The organism is Gordonia sp. OPL2, from assembly GCF_003797825.1.
In the GTDB taxonomy this organism is placed as follows: Bacteria; Actinomycetota; Actinomycetes; order Mycobacteriales; family Mycobacteriaceae; genus Gordonia.
Genome location: NZ_RKME01000010.1, coordinates 72,393 through 91,529, shown reverse-complemented (window position 1 = coordinate 91,529; position 19,137 = coordinate 72,393). Strand labels below are relative to the sequence as shown.

22 protein-coding genes are annotated in these 19,137 nt (G+C 66.5%); 12 read left to right on the top strand and 10 right to left on the bottom strand.

Annotated features, from left to right (window positions below; translation table 11 throughout):
* Positions 1-53: 53 nt before the first annotated feature.
* Both EEB19_RS12420 and EEB19_RS12415 read right to left on the bottom strand, forming a co-directional pair.
* A complete protein-coding gene (locus tag EEB19_RS12420) occupies positions 54-1,424 on the bottom strand; it encodes an FAD-binding oxidoreductase (protein ID WP_262365619.1) in 1,371 nt (456 codons plus the stop codon).
* 7 nt (positions 1,425-1,431) lie between these two features.
* Entirely contained in the window at positions 1,432-2,079 is a 648-nt protein-coding gene (locus tag EEB19_RS12415) for an NAD(P)H-binding protein (protein ID WP_187586634.1), read from the bottom strand.
* Between EEB19_RS12415 and EEB19_RS12410 the strand changes: the two genes are divergently transcribed.
* On the top strand, positions 2,078-2,284 hold the full coding sequence (locus tag EEB19_RS12410; protein WP_187586632.1) for a hypothetical protein: 207 nt from the start codon (positions 2,078-2,080) through the stop codon (positions 2,282-2,284). The two genes, EEB19_RS12415 and EEB19_RS12410, sit on opposite strands and share 2 nt — an antisense overlap.
* Positions 2,285-2,291: 7 nt before the next feature.
* On the opposite strand, the gene EEB19_RS12405 is transcribed toward EEB19_RS12410, so the two are convergent.
* The 6 genes from EEB19_RS12405 to EEB19_RS12380 form a co-directional block, all read right to left on the bottom strand.
* Positions 2,292-3,155, bottom strand: a complete 864-nt coding sequence (locus EEB19_RS12405) for a ParA family protein (protein WP_187586630.1) — start codon at positions 3,153-3,155, stop codon at positions 2,292-2,294.
* A gap of 164 nt (positions 3,156-3,319) precedes the next feature.
* The gene (locus tag EEB19_RS12400) at positions 3,320-3,610 is read right to left on the bottom strand and encodes a hypothetical protein (protein ID WP_187586628.1); all 291 of its coding nucleotides are present in this window, start codon (positions 3,608-3,610) and stop codon (positions 3,320-3,322) included.
* Between the two features lie 39 nt (positions 3,611-3,649).
* Complete coding sequence (locus EEB19_RS12395; RefSeq protein WP_187586626.1) at positions 3,650-4,303, bottom strand: LpqN/LpqT family lipoprotein; 654 nt, start codon at positions 4,301-4,303, stop codon at positions 3,650-3,652.
* 102 nt (positions 4,304-4,405) lie between these two features.
* Positions 4,406-4,915 carry an O-acetyl-ADP-ribose deacetylase gene (locus EEB19_RS12390; protein WP_187586624.1) on the bottom strand — a complete coding sequence of 170 codons (510 nt, stop codon included), beginning with the start codon at positions 4,913-4,915 and terminating at the stop codon, positions 4,406-4,408.
* 23 nt (positions 4,916-4,938) lie between these two features.
* Positions 4,939-5,157, bottom strand: coding sequence for a hypothetical protein (locus tag EEB19_RS12385; protein WP_187586622.1), 219 nt, complete (start codon positions 5,155-5,157; stop codon positions 4,939-4,941).
* Positions 5,158-5,219: 62 nt separating this feature from the next.
* The gene (locus EEB19_RS12380; protein WP_187586620.1) at positions 5,220-5,705 is read right to left on the bottom strand and encodes a hypothetical protein; all 486 of its coding nucleotides are present in this window, start codon (positions 5,703-5,705) and stop codon (positions 5,220-5,222) included.
* A gap of 71 nt (positions 5,706-5,776) precedes the next feature.
* Between EEB19_RS12380 and EEB19_RS12375 the strand changes: the two genes are divergently transcribed.
* Positions 5,777-6,250, top strand: coding sequence for an NUDIX domain-containing protein (locus EEB19_RS12375; RefSeq protein WP_187586618.1), 474 nt, complete (start codon positions 5,777-5,779; stop codon positions 6,248-6,250).
* Positions 6,251-6,286: 36 nt separating this feature from the next.
* On the opposite strand, the gene EEB19_RS12370 is transcribed toward EEB19_RS12375, so the two are convergent.
* Positions 6,287-6,826 (bottom strand): SRPBCC family protein, encoded by a 540-nt coding sequence (locus tag EEB19_RS12370; protein ID WP_187586616.1) that lies wholly within the window; start codon positions 6,824-6,826, stop codon positions 6,287-6,289.
* The gene (locus EEB19_RS12365; protein WP_187586614.1) at positions 6,823-7,260 is read right to left on the bottom strand and encodes a helix-turn-helix transcriptional regulator; all 438 of its coding nucleotides are present in this window, start codon (positions 7,258-7,260) and stop codon (positions 6,823-6,825) included. Before EEB19_RS12365 ends, EEB19_RS12370 begins: the two co-directional genes overlap by 4 nt.
* 133 nt (positions 7,261-7,393) lie before the next feature.
* Between EEB19_RS12365 and EEB19_RS12360 the strand changes: the two genes are divergently transcribed.
* From EEB19_RS12360 to mimD, 10 genes are all read left to right on the top strand, one after another.
* A complete protein-coding gene (locus tag EEB19_RS12360; RefSeq protein ID WP_187586751.1) occupies positions 7,394-8,335 on the top strand; it encodes an NADP-dependent oxidoreductase in 942 nt (313 codons plus the stop codon).
* A 101-nt stretch (positions 8,336-8,436) separates the two neighbouring features.
* Positions 8,437-9,270, top strand: coding sequence for an aldo/keto reductase (locus EEB19_RS12355; protein ID WP_187586612.1), 834 nt, complete (start codon positions 8,437-8,439; stop codon positions 9,268-9,270).
* Positions 9,271-9,352: 82 nt separating this feature from the next.
* A complete protein-coding gene (locus tag EEB19_RS12350) occupies positions 9,353-10,531 on the top strand; it encodes a pyridoxal phosphate-dependent aminotransferase (RefSeq protein WP_187586610.1) in 1,179 nt (392 codons plus the stop codon).
* Between the two features lie 483 nt (positions 10,532-11,014).
* On the top strand, positions 11,015-11,995 hold the full coding sequence (locus EEB19_RS12345; RefSeq protein WP_262365618.1) for an alpha/beta hydrolase: 981 nt from the start codon (positions 11,015-11,017) through the stop codon (positions 11,993-11,995).
* A 56-nt stretch (positions 11,996-12,051) separates the two neighbouring features.
* Complete coding sequence (locus EEB19_RS12340; RefSeq protein ID WP_187586608.1) at positions 12,052-13,257, top strand: serine hydrolase; 1,206 nt, start codon at positions 12,052-12,054, stop codon at positions 13,255-13,257.
* 89 nt (positions 13,258-13,346) lie between these two features.
* Positions 13,347-14,402, top strand: coding sequence for a PucR family transcriptional regulator (locus EEB19_RS12335; protein ID WP_187586606.1), 1,056 nt, complete (start codon positions 13,347-13,349; stop codon positions 14,400-14,402).
* A 190-nt stretch (positions 14,403-14,592) separates the two neighbouring features.
* Complete coding sequence (locus tag EEB19_RS12330) at positions 14,593-16,230, top strand: aromatic/alkene/methane monooxygenase hydroxylase/oxygenase subunit alpha (protein ID WP_187586604.1); 1,638 nt, start codon at positions 14,593-14,595, stop codon at positions 16,228-16,230.
* Between the two features lie 205 nt (positions 16,231-16,435).
* On the top strand, positions 16,436-17,482 hold the full coding sequence (locus EEB19_RS12325; RefSeq protein WP_187586602.1) for a 2Fe-2S iron-sulfur cluster binding domain-containing protein: 1,047 nt from the start codon (positions 16,436-16,438) through the stop codon (positions 17,480-17,482).
* A 100-nt stretch (positions 17,483-17,582) separates the two neighbouring features.
* Positions 17,583-18,689, top strand: coding sequence for an aromatic/alkene monooxygenase hydroxylase subunit beta (locus tag EEB19_RS12320; protein ID WP_187586600.1), 1,107 nt, complete (start codon positions 17,583-17,585; stop codon positions 18,687-18,689).
* An 8-nt stretch (positions 18,690-18,697) separates the two neighbouring features.
* Positions 18,698-19,033: a propane 2-monooxygenase effector subunit MimD gene (gene mimD, locus EEB19_RS12315; RefSeq protein ID WP_187586747.1), complete on the top strand. Its 336-nt coding sequence runs from the start codon at positions 18,698-18,700 to the stop codon at positions 19,031-19,033.
* Positions 19,034-19,137: the final 104 nt, after the last annotated feature.

Here is a 19,137-nt window from a genome sequence, read left to right as displayed (position 1 = left end):
GCCGTCACAGGTTCGAAATCACGGTGATCATAAGTTGAACGCCGAGACCCCCCTCAGCCGAACAGCACTCCGGGGTTGAGCAAGCCATGTGGATCCCAGGCGTCCTTGATCGCCCGCATCGACGACAGATCCACGTCGCTGCGACCGAGGTGTGTCCACGGCACCTTCGCACGCCCGATGCCGTGCTCTGCGCTGATGCTCCCGCCGTTGGCGGCGACGATCCCGAACACGTGCCCGGTGACCGACTCCGCCTGATCTTCGGGGACGTCGAGAAGGTTGACATGGATGTTGCCGTCGCCGACGTGACCGAAGAGCACCGGACGGCACGGGTGGTCCACCATCCCGGCAACAGCCGCGAGCTCCGCCATCGCCTCGGGTAGGGCCCGGATCGGTACGGACACATCGAGTTTGACGACGGGCGTGGTCGTCGAGCGGGAGATCGACTCGGTGTGGCGTTCCCGGACCGCCCACAGCGCTCGCGCCGGTCCGGGTTCGAGGGCCGCATCGGTGACCGGGGCCCCGTCGAGGACGTCGACGACGACCGCCTCCACGTCACCTGTCCCGGAGACCTCGATGAGTGCGTAGAACGGCGATTCGGTGTCGACGGGTCGCCGGGCGCCGTGCTCGTGTACCAGCTGCAGGCCCGACTCGGTCATGACCTCGGCGGCCTCGACCCGGAGTCCGCGCGCGGCGAACGCATCGAGCACACCGAAGATGTTCTCGACGTGGTCGACGGCCGCGACGGTCACGATCGTTGCGGCCGGCGGTGCGACCAGCCGGAACAGCACCCGGGTGATCACGGCGAGCGTTCCCTCGCTGCCGGTCAGCAGGCCCGGAAGGTCGTACCCCACATTGTCTTTCACCAACGAAGTCCACCGGCGGAGAACCCGGCCGTCGGCGAGGACGGCCTCGATCCCGAGGACCTGCCCCCGGGTGTTGCCATGCCGGATCATCCGGACTCCACCCGCGTTGGTCGCGACGACCCCTCCGGCCGTGGCCGATTCACGTGACGCGAGGTCGACGGGGAACATCAGCCCGTCGCGCTGCGCGCGGCTGTCGATCGCGTCGATGGTCGCGCCTGCCTGCGCACCGACGCATCGTCCGACCACGTCCACCTCATCGACGTCGGTCATGCGCGCGGTGCTCAGGATGATCAGCGGGCCGGCGGGCCGATCGGTGGGAGGCACCGATCCGCCGACGAGTCCGGTGTTCCCGCCCTGGATGCAGATCGCGACACCGCGCTCTGCGCACAGCCGGACGACGGCAGCCACCTCATCGGTGGTCCGGGGACGCACCACGGCATCGGCGGTGCCGGTCCAGCGGCCGGTCCAGTCGGTGAGGTGACCGACCATCGCGTCGTCGTCGGTCAGCACATGCGTGTCGCCGACGACCGCGCGGAGATCCTCGATCGGGCCTGCGGTCACGACCGCGTCACGACACCGCGTCTGCGATGGGTGTGTCGCCGTCGTTGAACTCGATCGTCCGGCGGACGGTCGACGGATCGGCGAGGACCGCCGCCGCGACCTGCGCCACATTGTCGCGGCTGACCTCGGAGCCGTCGGTACGTGTGCCGCCCACCGTGATCCTGCCGGTGCCGGGCTCATCGGTGAGTTTGCTGGGACCGAGGATGGTCCACCCCAGTTCCGTCCCCTTGAGATGGGTGTCGGCCTCCGCCTTGGCCTCTGCGTAGGCGTAGAACGAGTTGTCCTCGGGGACACCGTGATCGGGTCCGGCACCGAAGTAGGACACCATCACGTACCGCTGCACACCTGCGGACTGGGCGGCGTCCATCGATCGGATGGCCGCGTCGCGATCGACCGCGAACGTACGATCGCGGTCTCCCCCGCCCGCACCGGCGGACCAGACCACTGCATCCTGCCCGGCGAGCACCGAGGCGAGTCCGGCAGTGTCGAGTTCCTCGATGTCGGCGACCACGGGTGCGGCACCCGTGGCGGCGACATCGTCCACCTGGGCCTCCTTGCGGATGATGGACGTGACCTCGTCCCCGTTGGTGGACAGTTGCTTCGCCAGTCGCAAAGCGATCTTGCCGTGTCCTCCGATGATCGCGACCCGTGCCATGGTTGCTCCTCTCGTCGCCGGTCAGTACATCCACCAACGTACCGACGACGCCGACGATGCCGGTGGGTGTCAGACCTTCGATCTGCCGCCCACCATTCCGTCGGACCAGATCAGCAGACAGGCCTCGGGCGAAACAGGTGACGAAGCCGACGATCAGACCACGGTCGTCGTACCCGGCACGAACGCCCGCCGCGATCACAGGTAGGGCGCCGTCAGCGTGCCCCGATCTTCGCGTCGGCCTCGGTCATCACCGACTGCGTCACCTTGCGGAACTGATCGAAATGACCGTGATGACCGTACTTGGTGTGCAGCGTCGCATACGGGGTGTACTCGGCGGCCGCGCCGATGATGTTGGCCTCGTGCAGATAGGCGGGCAGGACGTTCTGGATGGTCGGGTCGCGCCGGAGGCGGTGGACGGTTTCCTGATGCAGCACCGAGCCCGCGCGGTATTTCGTCACCACCACGCCGAGTTCGACGATCGGATGCCCGATCTCGGACCCGAAGTCGGCGACCTGCCGCTGTATGTGCGGTATCGCGTACGTGGACAGCACATCCGGGATGGTGGGGATCAGATAGGCGTCGGCGAGGGCGAGCCCGTTGAGGCTGAACGGGCCGACATTGGGCGGGCAGTCGATCAGGATGTAGTCGTAATCGCCGGCGATCGGCGCCAGCCCTGCGCGCAAGACATCGATGACCGAGGCGTGATCGTCGGCGGCGACCCGTCGGGCGCTCAACTCCTCCTGCAGTTCGATCAGATCGAGTGAGGACGGCAGCAGATCGACACCGGTCACCGACTCGACCGGTGAGACGCCACGCTGCACGGTCTTGTCGAGATCGAATGTGGTGGTGTCGTCGAGTGCATCGGCGAACAGGGCCGCGAGGGTGTGCCCCTGCTCGTTGCACTGCAGCCAGCGATCCTGACCGATCATCATCGTCGTCAGGTTGGTCTGCGCGTCGAGGTCGACGAGGAGCACGCGCCGACCGAACTCACCGGCGAGGAACTCGGCCATCCCCGCGGTCAGCGTCGTCTTGCCCACACCGCCCTTGAGGCTGATGGTCGCGATCGCAATCGGCATGGCACACCCCGGTCTCATGGCCCGAGGTCGCCATCACCGTTCAGGCGTGGCGGACGAACCGAATCCAACGTGCTGGAATGCTGTCCAGCTGAGCCTAACGCGAGGTGAGTGGGGTTGGCAGCCGATAGCCGGGCGACGATGTCCGAGCGACGACTCCCCTGTGATCAATCGTGGAACTCGTTCTTCGGCAGACGTGGGCGGGCACCGGCCGGCCGGCGCCGGCCCGGCACCCGTAGCGACCAGCCGGCGGGCGCGACGGTGAAGTCCATCCAGCGGCCGTCCCCGAGCCACAGCGACCAGAGATCCTCGTCGGGGAAATCGCCGACGCGCACGAACACCTGCTGTCCGCCGGCCTGTGCCGTCATCCATCCCTGATCGGCCGGGTCGTCGACGAACTCCGCCGTCGAGCCCAGCGCGGCCTCGAGGTCGTCCACACGGTCGGCGCGGCTCACCATCGTCGTCTCCTCGTCATATCGTCGCCCGATCTGTGCGTCTCAGTCGTCGAAGCGGACCGAGCTCACCGCGGATGCGATCGAACGGCGGAATCCCGCGCCTTCACGCGCGGGTGCGGTGCCCGTCGCATGCAGCAGGTAGGCGACGTTGCCGCGCCGGTAGGCGGCATAGCGGATCGCGCAGAACCACGTCTGCTCGTCGCCGGCATACGTTCCGGTCTGCATCGACGATCCCTCGGTGCGGAAGCCCGGTTGCGTCCGGGTCGCCTCGTTCTCGTGCCACTCGGGCAAGGCCCGCGCCTCGACGAAGGCGTGATCGATGAGCCCGGGGACGCTCACACCGTGGTCGACGACGAAACGGGTGAGCACGATCGCGATCGTGCCCTCGTTGCCGTGATCGGCGATGAACAGCCGCAGATAGCCGGGGGCGTTGGCGTTGCGCCAGATGTCGGGGTCGACGTCGACGAGGATCTCTCCCGGGATGGTTCGCTCGTCGGTCACCCGGCTCGCCACGACCGCCATCCGTTCGAGCCGATCGAGGATCGGGATCTCGTCACCGTCCGGCGGTTCGGGAATCCGCCGCGACCGCGCCGCGGCGTCGTAGGCGAAGCTGTGCGGCCGAAGGACGGTCGGCTCGACCAACGGCGGCTCGGCGCGGGAGGAAGCCGGTTCGAGGTGTTCGGTGTCAGCGGTCACCGCGCATCACACGCCCATCGGGCGAGCACCTGCGCGGTCGTCGCACACCCCCTGCATTCGGCCACGTGCCGAGGATAGTCAGCGATCCGGGCGAATGCGTGATCAACGCAGGGCGCGTCGTGTGAGATCGGCGATCTTCTCCGAAAACGCCACCAGAACAACGGATTCGACAGTTGAATTCGCGTCTTTGACAGCGCGAACCTGCTGGTCGACGGCGTCGTCGAGCGGCCATCCGTAGGCACCGCCGGAGATCAGCGGAAACGCGATCGAACGGGCACCCAGCGACGAGGCGAGTCGCAGGCTGCGGATATAGCACTCTCGGAGTGTCGCCGAGCGATCGTCGCGCGCCGAGTGGACCGGCCCGACCGTGTGGATGACCCATCGGGCCGGGAGGTCGCCGGCCGTCGTGGCGACGGCTGCGCCGGTCTCGAGACCGGAGGGCAAGGTCGTCTCGCGCAGCAGGCGGCATTCCCGCAGGATGGCCGGACCACCCGCCCGATGGATCGCGCCGTCGACGCCGCCGCCACCGAGCAGCGACGAGTTCGCCGCGTTCACGATGACGTCGGTGTCCACGACCGTGATGTCGCCGGTGATGACGTCGATCCCGCTCATACTCTGCAGAGCCTATCGGCGACTCAGACCGACGTGGGCCCGTTCGGACGATCGGCGGACCGCGAACGGTAGAGCATCCAACCGCCGTAGATCGCGAGACCGAACAGTGCAATCCAGAAGAGGCCCTTGAGAAGTGGCCCGACCATCGCCAGCGCGAGGAGCACCACGGCGATGATGCCGAGGACCTTCCAGAAGCCGATTCCGTTGCCGGTTGTGCCGTTGGGGTTCGTTGATGTGGTCATGACTCCACTGTGGCCTTCCATGGTCCGGAAATCATCAGGTCGGCGGCTAAATCGGGGAAAGATCAGGGGTATCCCTGACGTTCGACGACGCTCTGATGGAGGGCCGCACGCGGCAGACGGACCGGCTCCTCGTACGAGCATCCCAGGTCGTCCGGTCCAGCGAATCCGCACCGGTCACGGAACCACGCGACCGCGATCTCGGCGACGCGTCCCCGGGAGCGGCTCATCAGGTACCCATGTGTGCAGTCGGCGAAGGTGTCGTCGTAGAACCACAGGTCCAGGACGTCGCGGGAGACGACGAAGGACGCGAGCAACGGTGCCGACATGACCGTCGTGGACAGCCGGATCAGGTATGTGCCGGCACCGAGGGCCTGGATCTGCGCGCACTCGACGTCCGCGCCGTCGTCGACCTGCGCGCCCGCCGGTCCGACGTCGAGAACCGCACCTGTGGGCATGTTCCCCATCGACTCGATGAGCCACCGCTCCATGGCGGCCCACTCGTCGTCGACCGAGGTCTCGGGATTCGGCTCGGGCTGCTGATGACTCATGGGCACCTCCTGTGTTCCGGGGACGCGATCAGTGAAGCACCGGCCACCGACAATCCGGCAGGATGTGGTGCGTGCCCATCCCCGACTTCATCCGCGACCTCCGCCGACACGTCGGACACGCACCGCTCTGGCTGTCCGGAGTCAGTGCGGTCGTCCTCGACGGCTCCGACCGCGTCCTGCTCACCCACCGCGCCGACACCCGTGAATGGGCGGTCGTCTCCGGAGTCCTCGAGCCCGGCGAGGAACCCGCGCGGGCGATCGTCCGTGAGATCGCCGAGGAGACGGGCATCCGGGCCGTGGTCGAGCGCCTCACGAGCGTGGATGTGACCCCGATGGTCCACTACCCCAACGGCGATCAGACCCAGTACCTCGACGTGTGTTTCCTGGCCCGGCATCTCGACGGCGACCCCCACCCGGCCGACGACGAGAACACCGCGGTCGACTGGTTCACCCTCGACGACCTCCCCGGCGACCTCGCCGCGACGTCCCGGCTCCGCATCGACAACGCACTCCGCGACGATCCCGCGGCGTGGTTCCGTCGGTAGCTCCTGTCACGAACTCATTGGCGATCCGCGGCCGCCTCAGCCGGCCGAACCGTCGTGGCCGGCGACGTCTCGCTGCACCGACAGGTAGTACTCACGCTGCGCGGGGTAGTAGTCGTCGAAGTCGACGTCGGCCGGATCGGTGCCTCTCAGCACCGCCGACAGACGGTCGAGGTAGTACTCCCACCCCGGACCGGTGTTCTCGATGGTGGCCGGATCGTCGATGATCTGGCTCAGGGTCAGTGTCGTCACGCCGTCCTCCTCGACGAGCTCCACGATCAGATCCCAGGTGCCGAAGTCGTCGGTCGTGTGCACCCGGAGCACGTGCGGCGGCTCGCAGCGGCGGATGTCATAGCGGGTCGGGGTCATGTTCTCCTCACCCTCCGCGTTCATCGTGAACGCGACGTGGCCGCGTTCCGGGTCGCCGTCGTAGAAGCCGATCCAGCGGGCGAGCCGATCGGATTCGGTCACCGCTGCCCACACGTCGGTGATGGCCGCACGATAGGTACGGGTGAACTCGACGGCAGCCCCTTCGGGCCGTGCCCGGTGCCGTCCGGTCGGTGTGGGTGAGCTGCTCATCCTGTCTCCTCTGTCGTAGTGGTGCCGGTGTCCTGCCGGGCGGAGCCGCGCCCGATGGCCGCGTCCTCGGTTGCCGCGCTGCGTCTTTCGCGTCTGGTCCGATACACCTCGGTGTCGAGGGCGTCGAGCATCGACTCCTCGATCGGCGGACGCGCCGGTCGAGTGGCATCGGTGTCGCCGAGATCCGACAGCAACGCCTGCACCTGCCGAAGAGGTGCACGCTCGAGTCGGTAGTGCCTTTCCCGGCCCGTCTCCGTCGCCTCGACCAACCCGGCCTCGGCGAGCACCCGGAGGTGCCTGCTGACCGCCGGGCGCGAGATCGGGTGACGATCGGCGATCAGGCGTTGGATGTCGACGACACGCTGCGGACCGTCGACGAGGATCCGGAGGATTCCGCGACGGACCGGGTCGGCGATCGCGACGAAGACGGCCACAACAGAAATGGTAACTGCTCAGTTACCATTTGTCCCGTACTCGTCACACCGGCGTCGACCCTGCCGCGCAGCGATGAGCAGGGACTCCGCCGCGCACGGAATACTCGACCCGTTCGACGCCCTTGAACCAACCATGGCCCGAAAGATCATCGCGACCGCATACGGAGACCCCGCCGAGGTACTCGAACTCGTCGACGAGGAACCGCCACGGCCCGGCCCGGGCCACGTTCTCGTCGAGACGAAGGCCATCGGCGTCAACCCCGCCGACGCGAAGATCGTGCGCGGGACGATGGGTGGTGACGAATCGAAACTCCCGTTGCCGATCGGCTTCGAGGCGGCCGGGGTGGTCGCCGCCGTCGGCGACGGGGCGGTTCTCCCCGACGGCCCGCTGGCCGTCGGTGACGAGGTCATCGTCTACCGAGCGTCGGGTGCCTACGCAGATCGGGTGCTCGCGGACCTGACGGCGGTGCACCGCCGACCGGAATCACTCGATGTGGAGCACGCTGCCGGCCTGCTGCTCGTCGGCGTCACCGCAGCCGATCTGATCGGCACCGCCGGGGTCACGGCCGACGACGTCGTCCTCGTCCACGGCGGCTCGGGTGCGGTCGGCGCGATCACCATCCAACTCGCCCGCTCCGCGGGTGCCACGGTCATCGCCACCGCGAGCCCCCGGAACCACGATCACCTGCGCGCGCTCGGCGCCATCCCGATCGCTTATGGCGACGGGCTGCTCGACCGCATCCGCGAGGTTTCGCCGGCGCCGGTCACCGTCGCTCTGGACACAGTCGGGACCGACGAGGCGATCGACGCGTCTCTCGCCCTCGTCGACAACCCTGGCAAGATCGTGAGCATCGCCGCGTTCGGGCGCGCATCCGACGGCATCGTCCTGGTGAACGGGTCGACGCCGGAAAGCAAGAGCCTCCGGGCGGAGGCCGTCGACGGACTGATCGCCGACGCCGCAGCCGGCGAACTGGTGACCGAGGTGGCCAAGACCTTCCCACTCGCGGACGCGGCAACCGCGCTGACCGAGCTCGAGACCTCCCACCCACGAGGCAAATTCGTCCTCATCCCCTGATCCCCGTCCATCCGGGCCACGCGCGTCCTGAGCCCACGGGCGCGTTCGACCGGCGACACCCGACACCCACCACCCGAAACGACGAAAGGTGACATACGACGATGTCTGTTCCCACCATCACCCTCAACAACGGAGTGGAGATCCCACAGCTCGGCTTCGGCGTCTTCCAGATCCCGCCGGAGGACACCAAGGCCGCCACCCTCACCGCGCTCGAGGTCGGCTATCGGCACATCGATACCGCCGAGATGTACGGCAACGAGAAGGAAGTCGGCCAGGCGGTCGCCGAGTCCGGCATCCCCCGCGACCAGATCTTCATCACGAGCAAGCTGAACAACGGATTCCACGCCACCGACGATGCCCTTCGCGCCACCGATCAGACGCTGACCGATCTGGGTCTCGAATCCCTCGATCTGTTCCTGATCCACTGGCCGCTACCCGGCATCGACATCGACTACGTCGAGACCTGGAAGGCCCTGGAGAAGATCCACGCCGACGGCAAATCACGCGCGATCGGCGTCTCCAACTTCCAGCGCGCGCATCTCGAACGGCTGTTCTCCGAAACGGACGTGGTCCCCGCGGTCAACCAGATCGAGGTGCATCCCTACCTGACTCAGAATGCGTTGCGCGCCTTCAACTCCGAGCACGGCATCGCGACCGAGGCGTGGTCACCGATCGCTCAGGGCGACGTCCTCGACGACCCGGTCCTGAACAAGATCGCGCAGGACAAGGGCCGCACACCGGCACAGGTCACCCTCCGGTGGCACATCCAGCGCGGCGACATCGTGTTCCCCAAGTCGGTCACCCGTTCGCGGGTCGAGGAGAACTTCGCCCTCTTCGACTTCGACCTGTCCGTCGAGGACGTCGCGGCGATCGATGCGTTGAACAAGGATCGCCGCCGAGGACCCGATCCCGACGAGTTCAACTACATCCCGTGAGCTGACATCCCTGCGAGCTGACAGACACCGAGGGCGCGACCCCTCGGCGGATGGGAGCCGGGCGCCGGAGCACAATGGCGCCATGAGGATCTCCCACCGCGCCGAGGCGGTCGCGCCCTTCTTCGCGATGGAGTTCGGGAAACGGGCAGCCGAACTCGAGGCCGCCGGCCATCATGTCGTGAAACTGAGCATCGGCGAGCCCGACTTCGGGGCGCCGCCGGCCTTCCTCGCCGCCGTGCGAGAGCTGACCGACGGCCGGCCGCTGACGTACACCGAGGCCGTCGGACTCCCCGAGTTGCGGTCGGCCATCGCCGAGTACTACGGCCGGCATTTCGGCTGCGAGGTCGAGTCGCACCGCGTCGTGGTGACCTCCGGCGCGTCGGCCGCGCTATTGCTCACCTGTGCGGCCCTGATCGATCCCGACGACGAGGTGCTGATCGCCGACCCGTCCTACCCGTGCAACCGCCAGTTCGCCGAAAGTCACGGCGCCCGTGTGCGTCTGGTTCCGACGACGCGGGCGACACGCTTTCAGCTGTCGACCGATCTCGTCGAACAGGCCTGGGGTGTCCACACGCGGGGCGTCATGGTCGCTTCACCGTCGAATCCCACCGGGACCTCGGTGCCCCACGACGAGCTGGTCCGGATGTGTGCTCGGGTACGGGCGCTGGGCGGCTGGCGCATCGTCGACGAGATCTATCTCGGCCTCGCCGACGACGATCCCGACGGGACCCCACCCCGCAGCATCCTCGGTGCCGATCCCGAGGCGATCGTGATCAACAGCTTCTCGAAGTACTTCGGCATGACCGGGTGGAGACTGGGGTGGTGCATCGTGCCCGACGACCTCGTCCCGGTGATGGAACGTCTCGCGCAGAACTTCTACGTCTGCCCACCGACACCGGCCCAGCACGCCGCCCTGGCCTGTTTCACCGACGAGTCACTCGCCCTGAGCGAGGCACGCCGCGACGAGTTCCGGATTCGACGACACCTCGTCGTCGACGGCCTGGCACGGATCGGCCTCTCCGTGCCGGTGATCCCCGATGGCGCCTTCTATGTCTACGTCGATGTCCGGAGCACCGGACTGACCTCTGCCGAGTTCTGCGATCGGGCGCTGCGCGAGGCTCACGTCTCCCTCACCCCCGGAAAGGATTTCGGTCATCACACCGCCGACGACCACATCCGGCTGTCGTACGCGGCGTCGACCGACGAACTGACCGAGGGCATCCGGCGACTCGGGGAGTTCGTCGCGGCGCTCTCCCCGTGACGTTTTCGTCGGTGGGCGTCGCCACACTGTGTCCATGAATCACCCCACGCCTGAACCCGGCGGTGATTGGTTCACCGAAAGCCGATCGTGATCCATCCGGCTGAGTTCCTCGTCGTTGCACCTCCACAGCTGTATCCGCCCGACCGGGGGCGCCCCGACAGGCGTGGCCCGCATCACCATGGATCGCTCGCGGTGTATGCGCAGCACTCCCAGCTCCGGCCCCGCCATACCCCCAACAGGTCTTGGTCACCACCACCGTCAACACCCGCTTCGTCGTACGCACCAGCTCGTGCCGCGCGTGTTTCACTTGCAGACCTGCGGACTCTGGTTGCCGATCTGGTCATCAACGCGATCGCGCAAGGGTGAAGGTCCGTCAGGGGCCGACACCCGTACTCCTCAGCCCGCCATCCGGCGGTCTTTCGGCGCCCATTCGCGTCGTCGCGGCGGTTACCTGGAACCACAATGGCTCCTAGACTGTGTGCTGTGCCACACGAACCGGCGGGACCCCGTTGCGCACCGCCATTCGATCCAGAGCTGAAGGCCAGCCTGGCAGTGGTCGGCGGGATGTTTCCACCGACCGTGACACCCGACCTCATCAGGTTCATGCGTCACTCCTACGCATCGCGTCCGGTCGCGGAGTCCCTTGCCGACCGCGCAGTCGTTCACAACGAATACGTGATCAAAGGACACTGTGGCGATCGAGTGACGGTCTCGGTCTTCTCGCCCGCCGATGATATGGAACGACCGCGTCCCGCCATCCTCTATGCCCACTCCGGTGGGCTGATGTTCGGCGACCGATTCAACGCCCTCGATGCCAACCTCGACTGGGTCGAGGATCTCGGTGCCGTTCTCGTCTGCCCGGAGTACCGCCTGGCCCCCGAGTTCCCGGATCCGTTTGCCCGCGAAGACATGTACGCCGCCCTGGAATGGGTCGCCTCCTCGCCCGAACGCCTGGGTGTCGACCCGCGCCGGTTGATGGTGGCCGGAGCCAGTTCCGGCGGCGGTTTGGCCGCCGGACTCGCCCTCGCCTCCCGTGACCGCGACGGACCCGCTCTCCGCGGCCAGCTGCTGTCCTACCCGATGCTCGACGACCGGGGAATCGCGCCGTCGGTCACCCAGTTCGACGGCGTCGGCGTATGGGATCGCGTCTCCAATGAGACCGGTTGGCGCGCATCACTCGGCGAGGCGTACCGCACCGAATCAGTGAGTCGTTACGCCGCACCGGCGCGCGCCACCGACCTTCGCGGTCTGCCCCCGGCCTTCCTCGACGTCGGGGACTGCGAGATCTTCCGCGACGAGACGATTGCGTACGCCACCGCGCTCTGGACGTCTGGTGTGAACGCCGAACTCCACGTGTGGCCGGGCGCTTTCCACGCCTGCGACATCTTCGCGCCACACACCTCCATCGCAAAAGCGATGCTGCACACCAGATCGTCGTGGGTCGAGCGGATTCTGTCCGACTGATCGCCGTCATGGCGGGTGTCATCCTCGGCACCCGCACACAGAGAGGAAGGAACACCATGAGTGCACCGATAATCAACCCTGAGGTCGTGCTGAGCGCAATCGACGTTGTGACGACCGCATCAACCAGCGGCCCATCCCGGGTTCCCGGCGTGGTCGCCGGAGTGACTACCGACCGGGAGACCATCGCACTGACCGCTGCGGGTGTCCGTGCGATCGACGATCCCGCACCGATGACGACCGACGATGTGTTCGCGATCTTCTCCACCACGAAGGCGATCACCGGAACCGTTGCGCTGCAATTGGTCGAGTCCGGCCAACTCGATCTCGACGCTCCGGCGAGGTCTTACCTCCCCGCTCTGGGCGACGTCCAGGTCATCGACGGATTCGACGTCGACGGCAATCCCCGACTTCGTGACCCGCGATCGGAGATCACCACGCGTCACCTGCTCACCCACACCGCGGGCTTCGGCTACGACTTCTTCAACGAGAGCTACCGTCGTCTCACCTCCGAACACGGTGTACCCAGCATCGTCACCGCCGAGATGGCCTCCCTGCGGACGCCGCTGCTCTTCGACCCGGGCACGCAATGGGAGTACGGCACCAACATCGACTGGGCCGGGCTGGTGGTCGAAGCGATCGCCGGGCGTCGCCTCGGCCAGGTCATGAGCGAGCGCGTGTTCGAGCCACTCGGGATGAACGAGACCTCTTTCACTCTCACCCCGGAGCTGTCGGAGCGCAGAGCGGTGATGCATCACCGCAATGCGGACGGGGAGTTGTCGGCAAATCACAGTTGGGCGCTCCCCGCCGAGCCGGAGGTGCACATGGGCGGGCACGGCCTGTACTCGACGGTCGGTGACTACCTCAAGTTCATCCGCATGTGGTTGAACGACGGACGATCCGACTCCGGGCACCAGGTGCTCGCCGTCGAGACCGTCGCCGACGCCGAGCGCAATCACATCGGCGACCTGAAGGTGAAGATGCTGCCCGGTGTGATCCCGGCGCTGTCCAATGACGCCGAGTTCTTCCCCGGGATGCCCAAATCGTGGGGACTGACGTTCATGATCAATGACGACGACGCGCCGACGGGACGACCAGCGGGATCGCTCGCCTGGGCCGGTCTGGCGAATCTGTACTACTGGATCGACCGCCGCAACAAGATCGGCGGGTACTGGGCAACCCAGATTCTGCCGTTTGCCGACGCCGCGTCCGTCGGCGGATATCTCGAGTTCGAGACGGCGACCTACCGAGCTCTTCAGGGCTGACCGATCCGCCCGCCCACGAATCGATCCGAGCGTGGGCGGGGGCGTAGAGTCGCACATGCCACCGGATCCCGACGGGAGAGGAGCACCCTGTGCAGGAACTCCTCGGTCGCATCGCGGCGCTCGATCCCAGCGCCAGCATCGGCATCCGGGTGATCGCATGTTTCGACGAGTTGATGGCCGGCAACGTCAACCTGCACGGTCTGCTTTCCACCGCCGCCGCGCTCGCGGGGTGCCCAGCCGGCCTGCGCACCGGCACCGGCAGTACCCGGGTGTCCGCGCTCGGCGACCGCGTCGCGGGGCCACAACCGGCCGGGATCTGCGAGACACCGGCCGGGCCGAGCGCGTCGGTGTGGCTCGAGCGCGAGGGGCCCGCCGCCGTCAACGACGCGATCATCGTCGAACGGCTGGCCCTCGCCGTCGGCATCCGACTCGACGCAGCGGGCACCGCATCCGCAACACGTGACATCCCGCTACTCCTCGATCGATCCGCCGACGTCGAGGCCCGCCGGGAGGCGGCCGCGCGCATCGGGTTGACGACCACGAGCAATCACCGGGTGATCGTCGTCCCGCTGTTCGCATTGTGGGACACGCATCCCGCCTGGCCCGGAGATGTGATCGCGACACCGCGCGGCACCGTGCACGCCCTGATCGCACCCGCATCGATCGTTCCGCGCGGCGCACCGGCCGCCGCCGACCCGACCCTTCCGGTGTCTCCCGCGGGAATCGGCCTGGCCACGGCTGTCGACGACCTTCCGATGTCGGCGCGGACCGCCTTGCCCGCGTTGCAGCTCTGCTCACCACCGGAGAAATCGCATGTCGTCGCCGATCGGTACGGCGGACTGATCCCGCTACTCGCCGACGCCGCACCCGACACCGGCAATCCGGATGTGGACAACCTCGAACCCCTCATGGACAACGCATGGGCGAGCACGACCGTCGCCGCCCTGCTGGACGCGTCCTCGGTGCGACAAGCCGCTCGTGCCCTCGCCATCCACCACTCGACCATGCAGGCGCGCGCGGAAGCTATCGCCGCCGGTCTCGGATTCGACCCGCTGGAGGGGCTGGGCAAAGCACGACTCGGTACCGCCTACCTCACCTGGCGGATTCGCCACTCACGCGTCCTCGACCTTCCACCGCCGCGCTGAACTGCCCATATTGCGCGAGCCACCGTGCTGTTCAATCGACCATTGAGTTCGCGTCGGGTAGGTCCACATCATGCGAATGTGGCCCCTGTCTCACAGTGAGACGCGTATGACCTGACTCACACTGTTGTATCAGAGGCGCTCCAGCCCAGCAGGCCGGCACCTCGTCGGCCTTCTCACGAGGAGGCGCACATTGAGCAGGCAGAGCTTGACCAAAGCACATGCGAAGATCACCGAGTTGTCGTGGGAACCCACCTTCGCGACACCGGCGACCCGGTTCGGCACCGACTACACGTTCGAGAAGGCTCCGAAGAAGGACCCTCTCAAGCAGATCATGCGGTCCTACTTCCCCATGGAGGAGGAGAAGGACAACCGGGTCTACGGCGCCATGGACGGCGCCATCCGCGGCAACATGTTCCGCCAGGTGCAGGAACGGTGGTTGGAATGGCAGAAGCTGTTCCTCTCGATCATCCCGTTCCCCGAGATCTCCGCGGCACGCGCGATGCCGATGGCCATCGACGCGGTTCCGAATCCGGAGATCCACAACGGACTCGCCGTGCAGATGATCGACGAGGTTCGTCATTCGACGATCCAGATGAACCTCAAGAAGCTGTACATGAACAACTACATCGACCCGGCCGGCTTCGACATCACCGAAAAGGCGTTCGCCAACAACTACGCCGGCACCATCGGCCGTCAGTTCGGCGAGGGATTCATCACGGGTGACGCGATCACCGCTGCCAACATCTATCTGACGGTCGTCGCCGAGACCGCCTTCACCAACACCCTGTTCGTCGCCATGCCGGATGAGGCCGCGGCCAACGGTGATTACCTGCTGCCCACGGTCTTCCACTCGGTGCAGTCCGACGAGTCGCGGCACATCTCCAACGGCTACTCCATCCTGCTGATGGCCTTGGCCGATGAACGCAATCGACCGCTCCTCGAACGCGACCTGCGTTACGCGTGGTGGAACAACCATTGCGTCGTCGACGCCGCGATCGGCACATTCATCGAATACGGCACCAAGGACCGCCGCAAGGACCGGGAGAGCTACGCGGAGATGTGGCGTCGGTGGATCTACGACGACTACTACCGCAGTTACCTTCTCCCCCTGGAGAAGTACGGCCTCACGATCCCACACGACCTCGTCGAGGAGGCCTGGAACCGCATCACCAACAAGCACTATGTGCACGAGGTGGCACGGTTCTTCGCCACCGGCTGGCCGGTCAACTACTGGCGGATCGACGCGATGACCGACAAGGACTTCGAGTGGTTCGAGGAGAAGTACCCCGGCTGGTACAACAAGTTCGGCAAGTGGTGGGAGAACTACAACCGTCTCGCCTACCCCGGACGCAACAAGCCGATCGCGTTCGAGGATGTCGACTACGAGTACCCGCATCGCTGCTGGACGTGCATGGTGCCCTGCCTCATCCGTGAGGACATGGTCACCGAGAAGGTCGACGACCAGTGGCGGACCTACTGCTCGGAGACGTGCTACTGGACCGACGCCGTCGCCTTCCGCGGTGAGTACGAGGGCCGGGAGACGCCGAACATGGGTCGCCTCACCGGTTTCCGTGAATGGGAGACGTTGCACCACGGCAAGGATCTCGCCGACATCATCACCGATCTCGGATACGTCCGCGACGACGGCAAGACCCTGATCCCGCAGCCGCACCTGGACCTCGATCCGAAGAAGATGTGGACGCTCGACGATGTCCGCGGCAATGTCTTCAACAGTCCCAACGTGCTGCTGAACGAGATGTCGGACTCCGAGCGCGACGCCCACATCGCGGCCTACAAGGCCAATCGCAACGGGGCCGTTCCCGCCTGAGGCGGGGTCCAACCTGATCCCTGAGGAGGCCCGGAGCCTGCGGAGGGCCGTCACGAAGGGTGGCCCTTCGTGACGCTCGCAAGCTCTCTCCTCAGGGACCAGGCACCGCTCGCAAGCTCGCTCCTCAGGGACCAGGCACCGCTCGCAAGCTCGCCCCCCAGGGAACAGATCTAGGGCCCAACCAGCCACTCACACAGGAGAACCCGTGGCCGACACCCACCGCATCAACTTCGAACCCGTCGACATCGAGATGGAGGTCACCGAGGACGAGACCATCCTCGATGCCGCGTTCCGGCAGGGCATCCATCTCATGCACGGATGTCGTGAGGGCCGGTGCTCGGCATGCAAGTCGTACATGCTCGACGGTGACGTCCAGATGGACGACTACTCGACCTTCGCCTGCAACGACGCCGAAGAGGCCGAGGGGTACGTACTCCTCTGCCGGACTTACGCTTACAGTGACTGTGACATCGAGTTGCTCAACTTCGACGAGGACGAGTTGCTCGGCGGCGCGCCGATCCAGGACGTCCGTACCCGCGTCGCGGCCATCGAGCCCCTGACGCGCGACATCGTGTCACTGCGCCTCGACGTCGTCGAACCGGCGGCCTTCGAGTTCAAGTCCGGCCAGTACGTCGACCTCTTCGTCCCGGGCACCGACGAGAAGCGCTCGTTCTCCATCGCGACCACCCAGCAGACGCCGGACAAGCTCGAGTTCGTCATCAAGAAGTACGCGGGTGGGCTCTTCGCCGGGATGTTGGAGGAGGGACTCTCTGTCGGCGACGAGATCATGGTCAACGGCCCGTACGGTTCGTGCACCCTCCGTAACGGGCATGTGCTCCCCATCGTGGCGATCGGCGGCGGCGCCGGCATGGCACCCCTGCTGTCGCTGCTGCGACACATCAGCGAGAACGAGATCAACCGTCCGGTGCGCTTCTACTACGGCGCGCGCACGGCCGCAGACCTCTTCTATCTCGACGAGATCGCCTCTCTGGGTGCGAGGATCGCCGACTTCTCGTTCACCGCGTGTCTCTCGGAGTCGATGGCCGATCTGCCTGCCGGCGTGCAGGTCGTCGAAGGAAACGTCACCGCCATCGTCGACGGATGCGAGCCGGACCTAGCCCGAACGGAGGTGTATTTCTGCGGTCCCCCACCGATGGTCGACGCGGCGCTCGCGCTCGCCGAGACACACTCGGTGCCCCGCGACCAGGTCTTCTACGACAAGTTCACCAGCCCGGCCTTCGACGGGGCGTGAATCCTCCGACCATCGCGACACCTGCAGCCCAGCCAGCCCCCTGCTCGCCGATCGACCTCTCGGTCGGTGCGAGCGGGCCGAACGACAAGGAACGAAAGGCATGTCAGCACCAGCAGCACCACGGGAGCGCAGTTTCCCCTCCATCGAGTTCACCGACGCCGAGGCCGGCGCGAAGGAATTCCCGAGCAGCAAGAGCCGCAAGTACAACTACTACGAGCCGGCGAAGAAGCGCGCGACCACCTACGAGGATGTCACCGTCGACGTCCAGCCCGACCCGGAACGGCACCTCACGCAGGGCTGGATCTACGGATTCGGCAACGGTCCGGGCGGGTACCCGCAGGAGTGGACCGCCGCCAAATCCACCAACTGGCATGCCTTCCTCGATCCCAACGAGGAATGGGACCAGACGATCTACCGGAACAACTCGGCGGTCGTGCACCAGGTGGATCTGTGCCTGCAGAACGCCAAACGCGCTCGGGCCTACGACGTGTGGAACAAGCCGTGGCTCAAGTTCATCGAGCGCAACCTCGGCGCCTGGATGCACGCGGAGAACGGCCTCGCACTCCACGTCTTCACCTCCATTCAGCGGTCCGGGCCGACCAACATGATCAACACCGCGGTCGCGGTGAACGCCGCACACAAGATGCGTTTCGCGCAGGATCTGGCGTTGTTCAACCTCGACCTCGCCGAGGCGGAGGACGACTTCGACGGCGCCGCCCATCGCGACGTCTGGATGAATGCGCCCGAGTGGCAACCGGTGCGGGAGACGGTGGAGCGGCTGACGGCGGTCGGCGACTGGTGTCAGCTGTTGTTCGCGACGAACATCGTCTTCGAGCAACTGGTGGGTTCGCTGTTCCGTTCCGAACTCGTCATGCAGGTCGCCGCGGGCAACGGCGACTACATCACGCCCACGATCGTGGGCACCGGTGAATACGACTACGACCGCGATCTCGCCTACACCCGCAACCTGTTCCGCATCCTCACCCGCGACGAGACGTACGGCGAATCGAACCGGGCGCTGCTGAACGAGTGGATGGCCGAATGGGTCCCCCGGAGCCTGGACGCCGCCCGGGCACTGCAACCGATCTGGTCGCAGCCGGCGAACAAGCCGGTCACCTTCGCCGCCAGCCTCGACGCCGCGATCGCCAAGTTCCGCAGCGTCCTCGAATCCATCGACGCCGACATCCCCGAGGAGTTGAACCAGTGAGCACCAGTATGCAATTCGGAGCCGAGACCGAGTTCTCCAACATGTGCGGGGTGACCCTCATGAACACGCCGATCGGCCGGGTGGTCGCCGACGTCATGGGCGCCAAGGACGGCGTGGAGCTGACCGAGTATCCGTCGATGATCCGCGTGGACGGCGTCAACCGTCTCGACTTCGACTACGACGAACTGACCGACGCCCTCGGCCAGGACTTCGACGGATCGATCTTCGAGGAGATCAGCTCCACGCACTACGGACGCATGGTCCACCTCGACGACCGCACGATGCTGTTCGCCAGCCCGGAGGACGCCGCCGAGTTCATCGGATTCGACCTGACCGCCTCCTGATCCTCACCGCCCGGGGGTGACTCCCACACCCCCGGGCGGTGATCTCCACCAGCCCGGCCTCCACCAGCCCCGGTCTCACCATCACAGCCCAGCAGAGAGAGCGA

Excerpts from the sequence above, each read along its gene's own strand:
- EEB19_RS12370 (WP_187586616.1), bottom strand. The coding sequence starts at position 6,826 with ATGAGCAGCTCACCCACACCGACCGGACGGCACCGGGCACGGCCCGAA.
- EEB19_RS12350 (WP_187586610.1), top strand. The coding sequence starts at position 9,353 with ATGAGGATCTCCCACCGCGCCGAGGCGGTCGCGCCCTTCTTCGCGATG.
- EEB19_RS12390 (WP_187586624.1), bottom strand. The coding sequence starts at position 4,915 with ATGAGCGGGATCGACGTCATCACCGGCGACATCACGGTCGTGGACACC.
- EEB19_RS12415 (WP_187586634.1), bottom strand. The coding sequence starts at position 2,079 with ATGGCACGGGTCGCGATCATCGGAGGACACGGCAAGATCGCTTTGCGA.
- EEB19_RS12405 (WP_187586630.1), bottom strand. The coding sequence starts at position 3,155 with ATGCCGATTGCGATCGCGACCATCAGCCTCAAGGGCGGTGTGGGCAAG.
- EEB19_RS12355 (WP_187586612.1), top strand. The coding sequence starts at position 8,437 with ATGTCTGTTCCCACCATCACCCTCAACAACGGAGTGGAGATCCCACAG.
- mimD (WP_187586747.1), top strand. The coding sequence starts at position 18,698 with ATGCAATTCGGAGCCGAGACCGAGTTCTCCAACATGTGCGGGGTGACC.
- EEB19_RS12360 (WP_187586751.1), top strand. The coding sequence starts at position 7,394 with ATGGCCCGAAAGATCATCGCGACCGCATACGGAGACCCCGCCGAGGTA.
- EEB19_RS12410 (WP_187586632.1), top strand. The coding sequence starts at position 2,078 with ATGGTTGCTCCTCTCGTCGCCGGTCAGTACATCCACCAACGTACCGAC.
- EEB19_RS12320 (WP_187586600.1), top strand. The coding sequence starts at position 17,583 with ATGTCAGCACCAGCAGCACCACGGGAGCGCAGTTTCCCCTCCATCGAG.
- EEB19_RS12340 (WP_187586608.1), top strand. The coding sequence starts at position 12,052 with ATGAGTGCACCGATAATCAACCCTGAGGTCGTGCTGAGCGCAATCGAC.
- EEB19_RS12400 (WP_187586628.1), bottom strand. The coding sequence starts at position 3,610 with ATGGTGAGCCGCGCCGACCGTGTGGACGACCTCGAGGCCGCGCTGGGC.
- EEB19_RS12385 (WP_187586622.1), bottom strand. The coding sequence starts at position 5,157 with ATGACCACATCAACGAACCCCAACGGCACAACCGGCAACGGAATCGGC.
- EEB19_RS12380 (WP_187586620.1), bottom strand. The coding sequence starts at position 5,705 with ATGAGTCATCAGCAGCCCGAGCCGAATCCCGAGACCTCGGTCGACGAC.